Origin of the sequence: Gloeocapsa sp. PCC 7428, from assembly GCF_000317555.1 — a bacterium.
In the GTDB taxonomy this organism is placed as follows: Bacteria; Cyanobacteriota; Cyanobacteriia; order Cyanobacteriales; family Chroococcidiopsidaceae; genus Chroogloeocystis.
The window spans coordinates 1,211,096-1,227,549 of the sequence record NC_019745.1 but is presented as its reverse complement, the minus strand read 5'-3'; the positions used below and the strand labels follow the sequence as shown (position 1 = coordinate 1,227,549).

General features: G+C 44.9%; 12 protein-coding genes. 4 read left to right on the top strand and 8 right to left on the bottom strand.

Features of this window, described 5'->3' with window-relative positions; translation table 11 throughout:
• Positions 1 to 34: 34 nt before the first annotated feature.
• From GLO7428_RS28830 to GLO7428_RS05460, 5 genes are all read right to left on the bottom strand, one after another.
• Positions 35 to 1,723, bottom strand: coding sequence for a chemotaxis protein CheB (locus tag GLO7428_RS28830; RefSeq protein WP_015187568.1), 1,689 nt, complete (start codon positions 1,721 to 1,723; stop codon positions 35 to 37).
• Positions 1,724 to 1,827: 104 nt separating this feature from the next.
• Positions 1,828 to 5,349, bottom strand: coding sequence for a PAS domain S-box protein (locus tag GLO7428_RS05475; protein ID WP_041918925.1), 3,522 nt, complete (start codon positions 5,347 to 5,349; stop codon positions 1,828 to 1,830).
• Positions 5,350 to 5,558: 209 nt separating this feature from the next.
• A complete protein-coding gene (locus tag GLO7428_RS05470) occupies positions 5,559 to 5,972 on the bottom strand; it encodes a response regulator (RefSeq protein WP_231295553.1) in 414 nt (137 codons plus the stop codon).
• 128 nt (positions 5,973 to 6,100) lie between these two features.
• Entirely contained in the window at positions 6,101 to 8,380 is a 2,280-nt protein-coding gene (locus GLO7428_RS25895) for an MHYT domain-containing protein (protein WP_015187565.1), read from the bottom strand.
• Positions 8,381 to 8,421: 41 nt separating this feature from the next.
• On the bottom strand, positions 8,422 to 10,596 hold the full coding sequence (locus GLO7428_RS05460; protein ID WP_015187564.1) for a PAS domain-containing protein: 2,175 nt from the start codon (positions 10,594 to 10,596) through the stop codon (positions 8,422 to 8,424).
• Positions 10,597 to 11,250: 654 nt separating this feature from the next.
• On the opposite strand from GLO7428_RS05460, the gene GLO7428_RS05450 reads away from it, so the two are divergent.
• Both GLO7428_RS05450 and GLO7428_RS05445 read left to right on the top strand, forming a co-directional pair.
• A complete protein-coding gene (locus GLO7428_RS05450) occupies positions 11,251 to 11,973 on the top strand; it encodes a response regulator transcription factor (protein WP_015187562.1) in 723 nt (240 codons plus the stop codon).
• 414 nt (positions 11,974 to 12,387) lie between these two features.
• On the top strand, positions 12,388 to 12,825 hold the full coding sequence (locus GLO7428_RS05445) for a hypothetical protein (RefSeq protein WP_015187561.1): 438 nt from the start codon (positions 12,388 to 12,390) through the stop codon (positions 12,823 to 12,825).
• A gap of 9 nt (positions 12,826 to 12,834) precedes the next feature.
• Here the strand turns inward: GLO7428_RS05445 and GLO7428_RS05440 are convergent, their stop codons facing one another.
• Together GLO7428_RS05440 and GLO7428_RS05435 are read right to left on the bottom strand one after the other, a co-directional pair.
• Positions 12,835 to 13,269 (bottom strand): nuclear transport factor 2 family protein, encoded by a 435-nt coding sequence (locus GLO7428_RS05440; protein ID WP_015187560.1) that lies wholly within the window; start codon positions 13,267 to 13,269, stop codon positions 12,835 to 12,837.
• A 135-nt stretch (positions 13,270 to 13,404) separates the two neighbouring features.
• Positions 13,405 to 13,926 carry an orange carotenoid protein N-terminal domain-containing protein gene (locus tag GLO7428_RS05435; RefSeq protein ID WP_015187559.1) on the bottom strand — a complete coding sequence of 174 codons (522 nt, stop codon included), beginning with the start codon at positions 13,924 to 13,926 and terminating at the stop codon, positions 13,405 to 13,407.
• Positions 13,927 to 14,185: 259 nt separating this feature from the next.
• Here GLO7428_RS05435 and queG point away from each other — a divergent pair, with 259 nt between their 5' ends.
• Both queG and GLO7428_RS05425 read left to right on the top strand, forming a co-directional pair.
• A complete protein-coding gene (gene queG / locus GLO7428_RS05430) occupies positions 14,186 to 15,136 on the top strand; it encodes a tRNA epoxyqueuosine(34) reductase QueG (RefSeq protein WP_015187558.1) in 951 nt (316 codons plus the stop codon).
• A gap of 13 nt (positions 15,137 to 15,149) precedes the next feature.
• Entirely contained in the window at positions 15,150 to 15,842 is a 693-nt protein-coding gene (locus GLO7428_RS05425; protein ID WP_015187557.1) for an HAD-IA family hydrolase, read from the top strand.
• A 225-nt stretch (positions 15,843 to 16,067) separates the two neighbouring features.
• On the opposite strand, the gene GLO7428_RS05420 is transcribed toward GLO7428_RS05425, so the two are convergent.
• On the bottom strand, positions 16,068 to 16,451 hold the full coding sequence (locus GLO7428_RS05420) for a hypothetical protein (protein ID WP_015187556.1): 384 nt from the start codon (positions 16,449 to 16,451) through the stop codon (positions 16,068 to 16,070).
• Positions 16,452 to 16,454: the final 3 nt, after the last annotated feature.

Genomic DNA, 16,454 nt, shown 5'->3' with positions numbered 1-16,454 from the left:
ACACTATTCTTCCTTTGCTTCCTCTGCCCCTCTGCTACAATTCTCCATCGTGCGTCACTAACTGCATCAAGATAGTAGCAATTTCTTGTAGAGGAACAACAAAATCAACTTCCCCTGTTTCAATTGCTGCGCCTGGCATCCCAAAAAATTCTGCACTGGCGCGGTCTTGCGCGATCGCTTTGCCACCCATTTGTTTAACCGCGCGTATTCCCATAGCGCCATCGCTTCCCATTCCTGTCAAAACGACGGCGATCGCTTGCGCTTGGAAACTAGCGGCGACTGATTCAAAGAGGAGATCCACTGAAGGACGCACAAAATGTACCATTTGAGCATCCGACAAGCAAAGTGTACCCTTTGCCGTAACAAGTAAGTGCTTATTTGGTGGTGCGATGTAAACTTTACCAAGCTGCAATTGTTCGCCTTGTTCTGCTTCCTTAACCGTTAAAGCTGTACGGTGGTTGAGAAGACTTGCCATCTGGCTAGGATGATAGGGGTACAAGTGTTGTACTACGGTAATTGCTGCGGGAAAGTCTGCGCTTAACGCGGATAAAACTTCGCTAAGCGCTTTCAGTCCACCTGCGGAAGCACCGATCGCGACGACGGGAAACGTAGTAGAAGCCAAGTTCAGATTTTCGTTACTCTGCGCTTGTGTCACTGGCGTGGCGTTTTCAATTGAACTTGCTATCTGACCATTGACAGTTGACAAGTGACCATTGTCTTCACCTTTGAGGAGTAGGTTACGAACTAATTTTGCTTGTGCTTGTGCTTCTTCTCCCTGTGTTTGAAAGCGTTGTGCTGAATAAGGTCGATTGCGATCGCGCGCTTGATTTGCTAATCGTTGCGAAAGTGCTGCTTTTTCTTCTAAGGCGCGTAGCGCGTTCCACAGTGCTTCTTCTAAGGCTTCAGACTGTTCAGCGAGTAAGCTATCACTAGAGTAGGCGTGACCTGTACGACAGCGAAAACGCATCAAATTTCCTTCGCTGAGTTCCCAAAGAACTCCTCCACATTCAGGACAGCCAAAGGCTGATGGTTTGCCTGGGGGATCGAGGTTTTGCATTGCCCCTAACTCCAATTCTGCCATGTCGGCTTCTATATTCATGTCGCGCGACACAGATTGTACTTCTGTGGCGATCGGTTGATTCGCTAATTCCACCAAGATTGCAGCGATTTTGGCTACGGGTAAAATATGGTCAACCGCAACATTTTCGATCGCACTGCGCGGCATTCCTGAATAAAGTGTTTCTTGCGGATCTTGTGCGATCGCGATTCCGCCTTGTTGCTTGATTACGGCTAAACCGGCTGTCCCATCGTCGAGTGTACCTGACAAAACGACCCCCACAACCCTTTGTCCATACACTCTTGCGGCTGTACGAAATAATGGATCAACTGCGGGGCGATGGCTGTTTTCTCTAGGACCGCGTGCTAGATGAATGTACCCATTTTTAACGAGTAGGTGATAATCAGGTGGCGCGACATAAATGTGATTGTGTTGAATTTCTGCACCGTCTTGAGGATGAACGGCTTTGAGCAAAGATTTGTTTTTGTGTTGCCTCTGAATACAACGGTTAAGAATACTTGGTAGTACACTTGTGCTATGTGCTGGGATATGCAGCACAACGAATATTGCAGCAGGTAGGTTGGTAGGCAAATGACGAATAAGTTGCTCTAGCGCTTCAACGCCTCCCGCCGATGCTCCAACGACGATAATGTCGCATCCAGACATTTTTTAGTTTGTAAAGAAAATTCGGTTGACGCTCAGAAGTAATTTTTAATTAATGCTCAGTTTATTTGCTCTATTAATTCCAGCCTATCAGAAACTATGCAGCTTTACCCTATCTCCTTAGAGATGACTTGTCGGGGCAGGGTAATCTGAAACGTAGAGCCTTGACCTAATTTGCTTTCCACAGAAATTGTTCCTTGCATCATTTGTACTAAAGATTTTGTAATAGCGAGTCCTAAACCAGTACCGCCATGCTTACGCGTTGTTGTCTGGTCAATTTGCCGGAATTCCTCAAAAATGCACGGTAAGTCAGCCTCAGCAATGCCAATACCCGTGTCTTTAACGCTGAGGAGTAGTTGCATCGGCGCAGGTTCGCAAACGCTAATTTCGACTGAGCCAGTTTCAGTAAATTTAATCGCATTCGATAGCAGGTTCACAAGTACTTGCCGCAAGCGAACGCTGTCATTCACGACCTGCGAGTCATCAATATTGATAATAGTATTCAACTTTAACTGTTTTTGTTCGGCAAGCGGTTGTAATTCAGCGACAGTTGAGTTAATTAATTGCGCCAGGTCAAATTCTTCTGGGACAAGTTCTAAGCGTCCAGCTTCAATTTTGGATAAATCAAGAATATCGTTAATCAGCGCGAGTAAATTTTTACCGTTATTGAGGATGCGCTCGACCATTTCGACTTGCGTAGTACTCAGCGATGCAGTACGTTGTCGCAGTAAAACTTGAGCAAAACCGATAATGGCATTCATCGGCGTGCGCAATTCGTGTGACATCGTTGCCAAAAATTGCGATTTGAGTCGTGCAGCTTCGATGAGTTGCAGATTTTGTTGTTCAATGCGCTGGCGGTTGAGTTCGAGTTCGCGGTTTTGCCGTGCTAAGATTTGGTTTTGAATCGCTAAGCGTTCTTCGCGTTCTTCTAAAACGCCAATCATCCGCGCATTATTGATAGCGATCGCGGCTTGTTCGCCGACAGCCATGAGTAAATTTTGGTCTTCTGCGTCAAAAGCTTCTGGATTTTCCCAGTTACCAATTGCTAAAACGCCTAATCGTCCGGCTGATGCTGATTCGATCGCCACTGCATGAATCGCAGCGGGTAACTCGACCGCTTGGGGTTCTTCTGCGCCAGCGGTTTTCTGTTGGCGATCGCTTTGTTTTGTTGCTTGAAATAGTTGCGCTTCACCTGTTTGGAAGACGTGATTAAGAAATCCGTCACCACTATCAAACAACTCCATCAACAATAACCTTTCGCGACCGACACCCGCTGTCGCAGTTAATTCAAGTTGCGAGGTTTCGGGATTATACAACAAAATCAAGGCAAATTGTGCATCGCTAATGCCGTCATAGATTGCTCGCACCATAACTTGCAGCAATCCTGGTAAGTTTGTTAGACGCTGGTTCAGGAGATTTGTAATGCGCTGCAATACGCGCAACTGTTGCTGCTGTTCGCCTAAAATAATTAGCGCTTGACGCAAGTTTTCGCCAATGTCATTCGCCTGCTGAAATAATTTCGCGTTATCTACTGCTAACCCTGCACGGCGTCCAATATCTTCAGCAAAAACAAGATCGGCTTGTGTATAGGTGCGTCCTGATTCCGCTGAGAAAAAGGCAATTGTCCCTAATGTGCGATCGCGGGCTTTCATCGGAACGCATATGAGCGACTTTAAACCAACCTGACGCAAGATTTCTAAATGTTCGGTATCGCGCGCAAGTCCTGCTAAGAGAAAGTCAGGAATTTCTGAGTATAACTCTGACTTGCCACTACGAATAACTTGGGGTGTTCCAATGAGTGCATCAGGGTTAAGCGGATAACGACTGATGATTTCTTTTGCCCACTTAACTTTTTCTGGGTCAGCGTGCGTTAGTGCAGCTAGACGTAGCGTGCCATCTTCGTTTACTAAGTAGATAGTACACCAATCTGCTAACTGCGGTACAACTAGGTTAGCGAGATTCTCTAAGGTTGTTTGGTAGTCTAGCGAAAGTCCGAGTAAAGCGCTTGCTTCGGCTAAGAAGCGTTCTTGTTCTTCTACACGTTTGCGTTCGGTAATATCGAGAAATGCACCAATACTACCTCTACATTGCCCTTGCTCGTCGAATAGCGGTGCCGCATAAGAAAGTAGCTTAATTGCAGAATTGTTATCTGTAATAACGTCTATTTCTTGCTCTAAAACATCAACGCCGTTTGCAGCAGCGTATTGCATGGGTAACTCGGCGGCGAGAATTTCTCGACTATCCGCGTAGATTTTGAAAGCTGGTTGTTCTTCAGGCGGCGCGCTTTTAGAAGCGTTAGCGTCAATCGGGTGATGAAGGAGTTTGGCAAGTGCGGGGTTAAGTCGAATATAACGACATTCTGGATCTTGCGCGATCGCAATTCCCACTGGAATGACATCAAACAACGTTTGTAATTCGTTGACACGTAATTCTAAGTCGCGGTTAAGTTTGACAATTTCGGCTTCGGATCGCTTGCGATCGCTTAAATCTAATACGTAACAAATGCCAATTTCCTTAACACTATCAATCAACGCCCCACCTATTAGAATCGGGACGCGACTACCGTCTTTGCGGATAAATTCTTTCTCAAACGGCGTGAGAATGCGCGACGATCGCATTTCGGCTGCGGCTTGGCGATCAATTTCTGCGTATTCTGGTGGTGTTATCGCTTTCCAAGACAAATTTTCCGCGACGATATCTTGCTTGGTGTAACCTACCATTTGCAAAAAAGCATCATTCGCATCGAGGATTTTGCCTTGCATATCTGCGACAATAATCCCCAGCACGTTTGATTCGGCGAGATAGCGAAATCGCGATTCGCTTTCGCGTAGGGCGTTTTCGAGTTGCTTGCGTTCGGTAATATCGCTAATCACCCCTGACATACGAATTGGGCAGTTATTAGCATCGCGCTGTGCTTTACCTCGTGCTAAACAGTAACGATATTCTCCTGAACTGCGAACAAAGCGAAATTCTGCTTCACAATTTTCGTTATTTGTCAAGTGGTTGCGGATAACTTCGCGGACGCGCGGTAAATCTTCTGGATGTATCCGTTGCAGAAATGCGGTGGTGGTACAATCAAATTCTGAGCGCGACACGCCTAAAATTTCCAAGAGGCGATCGTTACAATACACTTCATCAGTCGCACAATGCCAATCCCAAATTCCATCATTTGCACCTTCTAAAACTAGGCGGTAACGTTCCTCGCTTTCTCTTAAACGTTCGTTGGCGATCGCTGCTGCTTGTTCAGCACGGTGAACGCGAATTGTTTGGCGCAGAACTTGAGCTAAATTTTCTGGTGAGATCTTGGCTTTAGAAAGATAGTCGTGTGCGCCTGCTTTAATCAGTTGTACGGCGATTTGTTCGTCGCCTTGTCCTGTGAGTACAATTAAAGGAACTGTAATTTCTAACGCGCGTAGCTGCTGTACTAAATTTAGACCGTTACCATCGGGCAAAAAATAATCAAGGAAGACACAATCAAAATCTTGCGTTTGCAGCGTCGCGATCGCTTCTGCACAATCACTCACTTCTAATAGTTCAGTTTGCACCCCAGCGGCTCTGAGCGCACGGCGCACTGCCATCCGATCGACTTCATCGTCATCAACTATTAGAATTTTTATAGTTTCTTCCATAGTTATTATCGGAGCTTGAGCGGGGATGAGCGGTGCAGAGCTTTGGTTCAAGTGTTGAGATTGACAATTGTCACGCTTGTTGAACCCTGCTTCGTTAAAACAAATTCTTCTGTCTTCGGTATAGCGTGTATTCAGACGCATTTCTTTGTTTTTAGATTCGGGTTTTCACAACTTTCCTCGATTTTTACCAACCGTGCTGGCTACGCTACTCAAGGTATTTCACTCAGTGTCCAATACTTATTTAAGGTGGCGACGGCTTCGACAAAATTGGCAAATGTTACAGGCTTGAGGATGTATCCCGCTACATTTAGGTTGTAAGCTTCTACTTTGTCGCGGTCTTCATTTGATGTTGTCAGAACAATCACCGGAGTAAAACGCAGTTCGGGATCAGCACGTAACTCGCGCAAAAATTCGATGCCATTCATTCTTGGCATATTTAAGTCAAGAAGCACAAGCCGCCGTTCGCGAGGAATCGGCGCATCGCCTTCCCCACGCAGAAGCGCTAACGCCTCTAAACCGTTAGCCGCCATATAAAGTGGATTGGTAATGTTATTCTTTTTAAACGCACGCTTGACATTCATTACATCCACTTCGTCATCTTCAACAAGTAGGATGTTTGTCATTTTGTTATTCATTAGTGAGGACAATTTAATTTTATTTTTGCTGCTAATTTGTTAATCTGCCTCAATCATTAGCCAGATTTCTGTTATTGACAATAAATACTTAATGCTTTAGAGATATTTCTTATTACTTAGTTTTGATCTTTTACCCAAGTAAAGTGAAACGTTGCGCCCTGTCCTACTTGAGATTCCACCCAAATACTACCTCCTTGACCTTCAACAATTTTCTTGACAATTGCTAATCCGATACCTGTATTCTCTTGGCGATCGCGCGCGGATAACGTTTGAAAAATACCAAACACTTTAGCTTGGTATTCTGGAGCAATTCCATCGCCATCATCGGCAACAGTAAACTCATAGAAATCTCCACGCTCTAACGCTGCAATTTTGATTTTGCCATCTGACCTAGGGTGATGTTTAATCGCATTACTGATGAGATTACTAAATACTTGTTCTAAGGGCAATCGATGAGTCAGTAATGTTGGCATAGGGGGTGCAACTTCAATCGTAAAACTCGCAGGCGGAGCTAATGAATCGATGACTTCGGCAAGAAGGGTAGCAACGGATACAGAAGTTACGGGCGTTTCGATGCGTCCAATGCGCGAGTATTGCAATAAACCATTGATTAACGCTTCCAAACGATAAACGCGCCCGCGCAGTAAGTTCATTTGGTGGCGCGTTTCGGCGGTTAAACTGTCTTCTAAGTCTTCTTCAATCCATTCGGACAAATTGGCGATCGCGCGCAGAGGTGCTTTGAGGTCGTGCGACACAACGTAAGTAAACTCGTCGAGTTCTTGGTTGCGCTTTTGCAGGTCGTAATTTGTTTGTGCTAGTACCGCAGTCAAGCGAACAAGTTCAGCAGCGCGTTGGACAAGTTCAGCTTCGGTTTGCTTTTGCTGCGTCACATCTAAAATTAAAGACAGCACCGATACAAGATTACCAGCCTCATCGAGCAAGCCTGAGTTGTACCACTCGCAGTAAACAACGTTGCCATCTTTTGTATAGTTACGATTCAGCGAAACGTTGCGCTGTTGGCTACCATCGATGAGATGATCGATCGCTTGACTAACAGCGGCGCGATCCTCTGGAAAAATAAACTTCCACTCGCTTGGTAATTTACCTAAGACTTCTGCGGCTTGCCAACCAAAAAGCGTTTCTGCTTCGCGCGACCATCGCGCTACCCGAAAGTCGCGATTCCATTCAATGACCGCGAGCGGCGAATTCTCGACATGAAACGTCAGTCGCTGGAGTGCATTCCACAACGCTGATTCGGTTTGCTTGCGCTTGCTAATGTCGCGGTACGTGACGACGATACCATTCACATTCGGTTCCGCGAGTAAATTACACGCGATCGCCTCAAAATCACGCGGTTTTCCGTTAACATCGTTCAAGCGAAACTCAGCAACAATATTCGCAGCAGGATGCGCTAAAGCGTCTTGTAACAATTTCTGTGCTAAGGCAAGGTCGTCTGGATACACGAGTGCGATCGCCTGTTTATGCTGCCAATCTTCTGGCGTGTAACCCAAAATTCGCTGCATTGAGGAACTTGTATACGTAATGCTACCAGTTGCATCGATAACTTGGATGACGTCTGAAGAGTTTTGTTCGAGGGCGCGAAACCGCGCTTCACTTTGGCGTAAAATTTCGGTGCGGGCAGTTTCAGCGGTAAGGCGTTGCGCGATTGCAGTGGCAATGATGGCGATCGCTAGTAAAATTAAGGTAGCAACACCAATCGAGACAGCAAGCGTAGAGTTATCGATTTGAGTCAATGTTGCATGAGATTGGCTAGCGAGTTGAAATTTCACAGCTGCCATTGCAGTATAGTGCATTCCCGCGATCGCAATGCCCATCACAATCGCACTCGCAAGTTTACGCATTGTTCCTTGGGCGATCGTCTCTGTTTGGTTTTGAATCGTTAACCATAAAGCGATGAGCGAAGCAGCAATCGCAACGACGAGCGAGATAACAACACGCGGCAAGTCATATAATGGCGTTGCTGCTAACTGCATAGCGGACATCCCTGTATAGTGCATCGCCGCAATTCCCAACCCCATGAATGCGCTACCAGCAGCTAACTGTAGCCAACTCCATTTTTCACGAGTGACGAGGAATAGCGCAACGCCAGCGGCAACAATAGCAAGTGCCATCGATAGCCCCACGATGGGAAAGTTGTAACTGACGGGTATGGGTAAACCATAAGCCAACATCCCGATAAAGTGCATCGACCAAATACCGATTCCCAGCGCCAGCGCACCGCCTGTCAACCACAGGAAAACGCGCCACCTCTCTGCGGCGACTTTAACGTATGTTGCTAAATCGAGTGCGGTGTAAGAAGCAACGATCGCTATCCCGATTGAGAGAATCACTAAACTGATGTTGTGCGTACCGGCGATCGCGTTTGGGTTGGTCATGAGAGAGGAATAGTTTGGGTGTAGAAATTGAGAAGTCGTCGCTACTTTAGCCAAGTAAAGTGAAAAGTGGCTCCTTGACCTGCTTGCGAAGTAATATAAATTCGTCCTCCTTGACTTTCAATGATTTTTTTGACAATCGCAAGCCCAACACCCGTGTTTTCGACTTTATCGCGAGCTTCTAAGGTTTGAAAGATGCCAAAAACTTTTTCGTGGTACTCAGGTGCGATTCCTGGACCATCATCAGTCACGGTAAACTCATAACAATTTCCTTTGTCTGTTGCCGCGATTGTGATGTTACCGTTTGGTCGGTTGTGATGTTTGATCGCGTTACTAATGAGATTGCTGAATACTTGAAATAAGGGCAACTTTTGCGCGTGCAGTGTCGGCATTTCGGTGGCGATCGCAATTGTAAATTCTGGTGGTGGTGCGAGCATTGTTAGTACTTCATTGAGCAACGTTTGAACGTTCACCCATTCAGGTTTGGTTGCTGTGCGTCCGACACGCGAGTACTGTAACAAGCCGTCAATTAAGGCTTCTAGCCGATGGACGCGTCCGCGCAACAACTCCATTTGACGGCGGTTTTCGGCGCTGAGTTGATCGGCGATATCTTCTTCGATCCACTGCGACAGATTGGCGATCGCTCTTAAGGGTGCTTTTAGATCGTGCGAGGCGACATAAGCAAACTGATCTAATTCTTGGTTGCGCTTTTCTAAAGCAGCGTTAGTAGTTGCCAACACTTTTGTTAAATAAGTCAATTCCTCAGCGCGCTGTTTTAATGCTTCTTCAGTCGCCTTGCGCTCGGTGATATCAACACAAGAGCCAATATACCCTGCAAACTCACCGTTTGGTGTAAAGCGCGGTACACCGGTATCAATTAACCAGCGATACTCACCATCAGCCCGCTGAAAGCGATATTCCATCTCAAAGCGCTGACGCGCCGTAAATGCTTCTAGGTAAATTTGCCAACACGATTCTTTATCGTCGGGATGAACTCTTTGCATCCAACCGTCGCCTACTTCCTGTTCCATACTACGTCCTGTAAAGTCGAGCCACGGTTGATTAAACCAATTGCACTGCTTATCGGTTCCAGATACCCAAATCATGACAGGCGCATTGTCTGCCATACTGCGGAAGCGAGCTTCGCTTTCTTTGAGGGCTTCCTCAAAGCGTTTGCGATCGTCGATATCGGTCGCAGTTCCCACCCACGATATAATCTGTCCGTCATTGTCGCGTACAGGTACGGCTCTACCGATGTGCCAGCGATAGACACCATCTTGACGCCGGAAACGATATTCAATTTCGTAGAAAGTTCCCGTACTGACTGCATAGTTCCAGCGGTTAAGACACTCGGCTAAATCATCAGGATGAATAATCGTTTGCCATCCTAATCCAGCACTTTGCTCAGGTGTCAATCCTGTATAGTCAAACCACCATTGATTGTAATAATCCATCGTGCCATCGGGTTGTGCTGTCCAGACAATCAACGGCATGGCATTGGCTAAGTCACGATAGCGCTTTTCACTAATTCTCAGTTCTTCTTCCGCGCGCTTGCGCTCGTGAATATCAGCACAAATGCCGACCCATTCGCGAATTGAGCCATCTTCAGCAATGACGGGTACGCCCCGCGCCCAAAAATAACGATAGTTGCCATCGGCACCGCGAATTCGATATTCGGTATCGTAAAGCGTTTTTTGCTGTACTGCGCGATTCCACGTCAAAGCAGTGCGATCGCGGTCTTCGGGATGTACGGCGCTTAACCAACTCCAGCCTTTGACTTGGGCGACAGTTTGACCAGTGTATGCCCGCCAAGCTGGCATATCATCTACTCTACCTTCGGCATCGGTTGTCCACACAATTTGTGATGTTGCAATCACGAGCGAGCGATAGCGCTGTTCGCTTTCTTGTAGAGCTTTTAAAGGTTCTTCGAGTGGCTGTACAGTAGAATTTGCTAGTTCTTCGTGGTAGGGAGTGCAACTCACGATCCAATCTTGAATTTGACCTGCTGCAATCACTGGTGTCCCTTGTTCGCTGTACCAGTGATAGTGACCATCCGCAGCGAGTAAGCGATACTTGATTTCGTAAGGTTGCCCTTTGGCGATCGCTAAAGATTGTTGCGTCGTATAACGATTGCGGTCTTCTGGATGTAGTGCTTTGGTAAATCCCCATCCTTGCTCTACTGTCATCGACTGGCGATCGTCTCCATGTGTAGTATCCATATGTAAAGTTTTTATTAATTTATGCAACAATATGGTGCTGTTGTAGTAGCTTTTAGCTGCAATTTGAGCAGTTTGGTAGCTTGACCATCAACTTTGAAAACCTGATATACTTGGCACGCTGCGCAAAATGAGTCGATCGCCTTGCGTACTGTCGTCAACACTAGAAAAGTAGCTACAATTCAACATAAATGACTGAACCGCTAATACACAGACAATTAAGGAATTCTTTGTTTTAGCTGCTGCTATCAGTTCTACTTAGTCTGTTCTCTTCTCAAATTGATACAATAATCTCCACAAGACTTAGTAGCAAACGCCAGCGCTTGGATAGAAACTAATGATGGCAAATTGAGTTTATCCCACAAGTTCAGCTGACTCAATGATGTGTAAGACAAGTTTAGTTATTAGCATTGTTGATGTGCTTCCACAATCGCGGAAAAAGTAACGAATAATACATTTTTTATACTTTATCAGCGCAAACCCTTGGACTACAGCTTGTTGAGGCAGCATTTTGGGGAAACCCAGCAAATTCGCCATTAAATTGCTCTAGATTAGAGAAATCTCTACTTCTGTTGATGGGTGATCTTAACTACACTAGTCCTCTCAGATTACTAACTTCGGTTTTAAATTTAAAAATTGTAGAAGCGGTTGTTGACAATGAATAAAATTCGTGTTGCTCTAATTGAAGACCATGACCTCACCCGCGTGGGTATTCGTACAGCCCTGCAACAGCGACAGGAAATTGAAGTGATTGGAGAAGCAGCTAACGCCAGTGAAGGGCTAAAACTGTTGCAAACAAGTCATCCAGATATTGCGATCGTTGATATTGGTTTACCTGACAAAGATGGTATTGAACTCACACGGCAAATTAAAGCCAGTCAAGATGGTGAAGATGATAGTAATACTAAGGTATTGATTTTAACTTTACGCGACAACAAAGAAGCTGTTCTAGCGGCTTTTGCTGCGGGTGCGGACTCCTACTGCATGAAGGATATTAGCTTTGACAACTTGCTAGAAGCGTTACGCGTGACGCATGGTGGTAACTCGTGGATTGATCCAGCGATCGCGCGGATTGTTTTACAACAAGCAAGAGAAACGCCGGAAGTTGCTGAACCAGTCACGGTGGACAGTAAAACAGTTGCGATCAATGCGGCTGATGCAGAATATGACCAAATGATCGCCGCGTACCCGCTTACCGAACGCGAACTTGAAGTCTTACAACTAATCGTCGAAGGTTGCAGTAATGCTGTTATTGCCGAGAAGTTGTATATTACAGTCGGCACAGTAAAAACACACGTGCGCAACATCCTTAATAAGCTGTGCGCTGATGACCGTACTCAAGCTGCGGTTCGGGCGTTGCGTTCTGGCTTGGTAGGATAAAGATCCGCAAGGAGATAAGCAGACGATTCACGATCATTCCTTGAAGCTGCGCTGCTCCTATCTCCCTTTTCAGCATTTCTATAATTTATAACTCGTGATGCTTGTGCTAGCAGTCAAAACGGCGATCGCATAATCAGATTTTTCGGTTTTTACTAGGAAATACTTATGAATAAAGCATTAAATTATACTTAGAGGTATAAGAAGACTGCCTATAGGTGTATTAGGAGATGTTTTGAATTTCTGCCGACACTTTATTAATTATTATTATAACTTTTATTAAAAAGAGTTTATAAATACAAGCTTTTATTGAAAACTTGATCTTACTGGACAAAGTATGGTAGGCAACATTCTACTCGACGAAGAGTAATTGCTTACTAGCGGTTGGTTGTAAATCAAGTTATTCAAGCTGTTGTTATGACACCATCACTTTCTTTAGCACCTCGGTATCGCCTAGACGATGAATCGCCCTGGTTATTAGGAATTGACCCAGCGCGGCACTACTGGATTAAGGTCAATGGTGAGACAGATACAAATGCGATTGCAATTCCAGGGCTAATAGTGTCCTCACTCAGCGAATTCAAACAAACGATTCGTCAGTTCCGCGCGTTGCAACCACAACAGCAAATGCAAATAACAAGGACTGCTAGTAGCTTTACAATTCACTGCATTAGCTCAAACTGCTACGCCGTCGAAGTTGATAACGAAGCGATACCAGTATGGCATCTATTCGACCAAGAAAGTTTAGAAAGCTTGTTGATGACGGCACACCCTGACTGGCAATGTGCTGAACGTGACGTAGATTTAGGACGTCAAATGTTAATGCGATCGCTCGCACAATCACTTGTTGCTTAAACTCCGCGTTTATGAACTAGGACGCTGCATATTTAATAGATCTTGCGGAGAAGCAAGCAGTTTTACAGTCGCAGCAACAATTTGACGTTGCTGGTTGAGTAAGAATGTCCAAGAAACGTTAACACCGCACCAAGAAGTTTGCACTTTTCCGGCAACTTGTACCTTCAATGCATCTTCTTGTGGCTCAATAACTCCTTGAGTCGGTGAGAGTACCATGTCCTGTGCTTCTTTATGAAGGTAGGCGGCGATCGCTTCTTGTCCTACGATGGGAGATTCAAAAGGGGCTTTAAGTGTGCCATCGCTGGCAAAAAGTGTCGCGGTTGCATCAAAGTCGCCGGCGTTGAGCGTTTCAAAGTAGCGCAATATCGTTGGTTCGGTGATACCCTCAATGCTAATTGAGCGTTCTGAAGAATCATTAGCTGAGGAAGTAGATTCAGGCTTCATAAGACAAGTTCTTATTTGGCAGGCGAGAGTTACACAACAAAAAGAGCAGGGAATAATCCTGCCCTTATAAAGTCGATTGTATTAGAGAACAGTAACGGAAGGGGAAAATTTCGTAACGCTCAATTCTGACTCAGATTAGTCAGCTAAAGGATCGACGCCCATATCAACGACTGTGCTACGCAACACCGTGATTTGTTGACCAAAATCGAGCGACTTAATTGCTTCTAAGACTTCGGTGACTGCTGGGGAAGGTTGGTATCCAGGGGGCATCGGTACGACAATACCGCGATCCATTAACACAGAAAGTTCATACCAGAAAGCAAGCTTAGTATTTGTGCTTAACACTCCATAAGCACGGCTGATTGCGGTGTTTCTGTTTGCCGCTAGATCGCGCATAACCTGCAATTGCTCAGTGTGAGACATTGCTTTAATTTGGCTGAGTAGCCCTTCGGCTAATTGTAAACGCGCAGCACCAGGGGCAGCAGGTGTAATTGAACGCCCCATTTCGGTGTAGGCGTACCAAAGTAACGCTAGCTGATCGTCCACACTGAGGCGCTTGAATAAAGCTATGGTGGCAGGCACGGCGTCAGCGAACTGGGTGCTGGAGTCGAAGCGGTTAGAAGAAAATATGGAAGCTGACTCGGTTGTGTATGTCATGTCTGCTCTAGAGATTCTTGACAAGGATTAGGTTATATGCATGAATCTCTCCTCCTTGATTTCTAGTATGCAACGTTTCTTTACAAAACGCAAATAAAATTTACAAATGAAACAATTCAGCAATGTTAAACATATAAATCAAGCTTGAAATCTACTACACAAAGGCTTATGTACCGATGTTAGTCGCTTCAAGAGTGATAAAAAAAATGAATGAATCGAGGAATGTTAGCGTAGAAGTAAGTATCTAGTATCGAAGAGGATGAGTATCGATACGACTCAAATCAAGCAAAAAGCCTTAGAGTTGGGATTTCATCGAGTAGGAATTGCCGCTGTAGATAAAGGTGTTACAGAACCGCAGCATCTGCAAGCATGGTTAGCACTCGGTTATCAAGCAGATATGGCATGGATGGCAAACCCCAAGCGACAAGATATTAAATTAGTTATGCCAGACGTGCGATCGCTCATTTGTGTTGCCATAAACTACTACACTCCCCACCAGCGCCCTCAAGAAGCCAAGTATGCCAAGATATCGCGCTATGGCTGGGGAAGGGATTATCATAAGGTTTTACACAAAAAGTTAAAGTTGTTCAGTACTTGGTTAGAAGCACAAGCTGAAGGCATCAAAGCACGTTACTACGCAGATACAGGTCCAGTGCAAGATAAAGTATGGGCGCAACAAGCTGGAATCGGTTGGATCGCCAAGAATGGAAACGTGATTACCCGCGAATACGGTTCTTGGGTATTTTTAGGTGAGGTGCTGACAAACCTTAGTTTAACTCCCGATCAGCCGCACACCGAACATTGTGGTACTTGTACTCGTTGCCTTGATGCTTGTCCTACAGATGCAATCGCACAACCTTTTGTTGTTGATGCAAATCGTTGCATTGCTTATCATACAATTGAGAATCGGAGTGAAGAACTACCCGATGCAGTAGCAGCGCAACTTCATGGTTGGGTTGCGGGTTGCGATATCTGCCAAGATGTTTGCCCCTGGAATCAGCGGTTTGCTAAAGAAACAGATGTAGCGGAATTTCAGCCCTATCCCTGGAATATTTCACCTACACTTGCAGAACTTGCTGAAATTTCTGACGCCGAGTGGGATAAGCGATTTCCAGCTTCAGCACTACGGCGAATTAAACCAGAGATGTTGCGGCGAAACGCCAAAGCAAATTTACAGGGCGCAGCGATTATGTCCACAAGCCAAGAGTAAAACGCGCCCCATAATGACAGCGAAAGTGATTATTTTTGATTTTGATGGTACATTAGCCAACACGATTGATGTAATTGTTGATATTACAAATCGTTTAGCTTTAGAATTTGGCTATAAACAAACAACTCAAGGTGAACTTGACGAACTCAAAAACTTAAGTTCGCGAGAAATTGTTAAGCAATCAGGAATATCAATTTTAAAGCTGCCTTTTCTGATTAAGAAAGTCAGAGCCGAACTTAATAAAGAAATCAAGAACATCAAACCCATTAGTGAAATTAAGGATGTTTTGCACGAATTAAGTTCTAGAGGGCATCAGTTGGGAATTGTTACGTCTAATTCTAAAGAGAATATCGTAGAATTTCTTGAGAAAAATGAATGGCAACATTTGTTTGATTTTGTTTACTCAGGAACCACGCTTTTTGGTAAGAGTAAAATTATCAATAATTTAATTAAACAAAGAGAAATAAATCGCGAACAAATTATTTATGTAGGCGACGAGACACGAGATATTGAAGCTGCGAGAAAAAGTAATATTAAGGCGATCGCTGTAACTTGGGGATTTAATTCCGCAGAAGTTTTAGCGCAGCAAAACCCAGATTTTTTAGTATCGCAGCCGCAAGAGTTATTATCAGCGGTAATGGCACTACATACGACTGAAGAAATGATAGATTCCTATTCGTTGAGCAACCAAGTATTTCTTAACTGATACAATTAATGCTCAACTAAAGAATAGTTGAGCAAATACAACTTAGAAACTAGTAATAGTTATTAGTTCTAAGTAAGTGGGTAAAAACAAACATAACTTAAGGGCAGGTATTTGGTAACTGGTCATTGGTCATTGGAAAGAGCCTCTATTACCCATTACCTATTACCTGACAAATGTTACGTGTGATATTTAATTATGTCCACCTACTTAATAGAATATAGTTGACTAAGAGTTACCAGCTTTACCCAAGTCAAGAGCTTTCTTGAGGAGATCGTCAGAAACTTCAGAAACTGGTTCATCTGCTGCCACGCTTTCTTGTGCCATTTGTTTGTAATCGTCAGGATTACCTGTTGGTGGGGGTGGGGTTTCTGTATTTGTTTCCTGCTGTTGCGACACTTCAAACTGCGGCGCAGTTGCTTCTTCGGCTGCTTGCGCTCCCGCTTCTGTACGATCAATATCACTCACACTCATTTGCTGTGCAGCGGCGTAATCAGCGTCAAAGTCTATATTCGGGGCTTCTTCTTTGCCTGCTGCCATATTTTCTGCGGCAAGTTGGGCTTCTTGAGTAACGGCTTCGCTAGGGTTAGGTTTTAATTCTTCGTCAGCCATAAG

What these genes read in the sequence shown, in the direction of transcription:
- GLO7428_RS05440 (WP_015187560.1), bottom strand. Translation starts at nt 13,269, where the DNA reads ATGAAGCCTGAATCTACTTCCTCAGCTAATGATTCTTCAGAACGCTCA.
- GLO7428_RS05460 (WP_015187564.1), bottom strand. Translation starts at nt 10,596, where the DNA reads ATGGATACTACACATGGAGACGATCGCCAGTCGATGACAGTAGAGCAA.
- GLO7428_RS28830 (WP_015187568.1), bottom strand. Translation starts at nt 1,723, where the DNA reads ATGTCTGGATGCGACATTATCGTCGTTGGAGCATCGGCGGGAGGCGTT.
- GLO7428_RS05435 (WP_015187559.1), bottom strand. Translation starts at nt 13,926, where the DNA reads ATGACATACACAACCGAGTCAGCTTCCATATTTTCTTCTAACCGCTTC.
- GLO7428_RS25895 (WP_015187565.1), bottom strand. Translation starts at nt 8,380, where the DNA reads ATGACCAACCCAAACGCGATCGCCGGTACGCACAACATCAGTTTAGTG.
- GLO7428_RS05470 (WP_231295553.1), bottom strand. Translation starts at nt 5,972, where the DNA reads ATGACAAACATCCTACTTGTTGAAGATGACGAAGTGGATGTAATGAAT.
- GLO7428_RS05475 (WP_041918925.1), bottom strand. Translation starts at nt 5,349, where the DNA reads ATGGAAGAAACTATAAAAATTCTAATAGTTGATGACGATGAAGTCGAT.
- GLO7428_RS05420 (WP_015187556.1), bottom strand. Translation starts at nt 16,451, where the DNA reads ATGGCTGACGAAGAATTAAAACCTAACCCTAGCGAAGCCGTTACTCAA.
- GLO7428_RS05425 (WP_015187557.1), top strand. Translation starts at nt 15,150, where the DNA reads ATGACAGCGAAAGTGATTATTTTTGATTTTGATGGTACATTAGCCAAC.
- GLO7428_RS05450 (WP_015187562.1), top strand. Translation starts at nt 11,251, where the DNA reads ATGAATAAAATTCGTGTTGCTCTAATTGAAGACCATGACCTCACCCGC.
- queG (WP_015187558.1), top strand. Translation starts at nt 14,186, where the DNA reads ATGAGTATCGATACGACTCAAATCAAGCAAAAAGCCTTAGAGTTGGGA.
- GLO7428_RS05445 (WP_015187561.1), top strand. Translation starts at nt 12,388, where the DNA reads ATGACACCATCACTTTCTTTAGCACCTCGGTATCGCCTAGACGATGAA.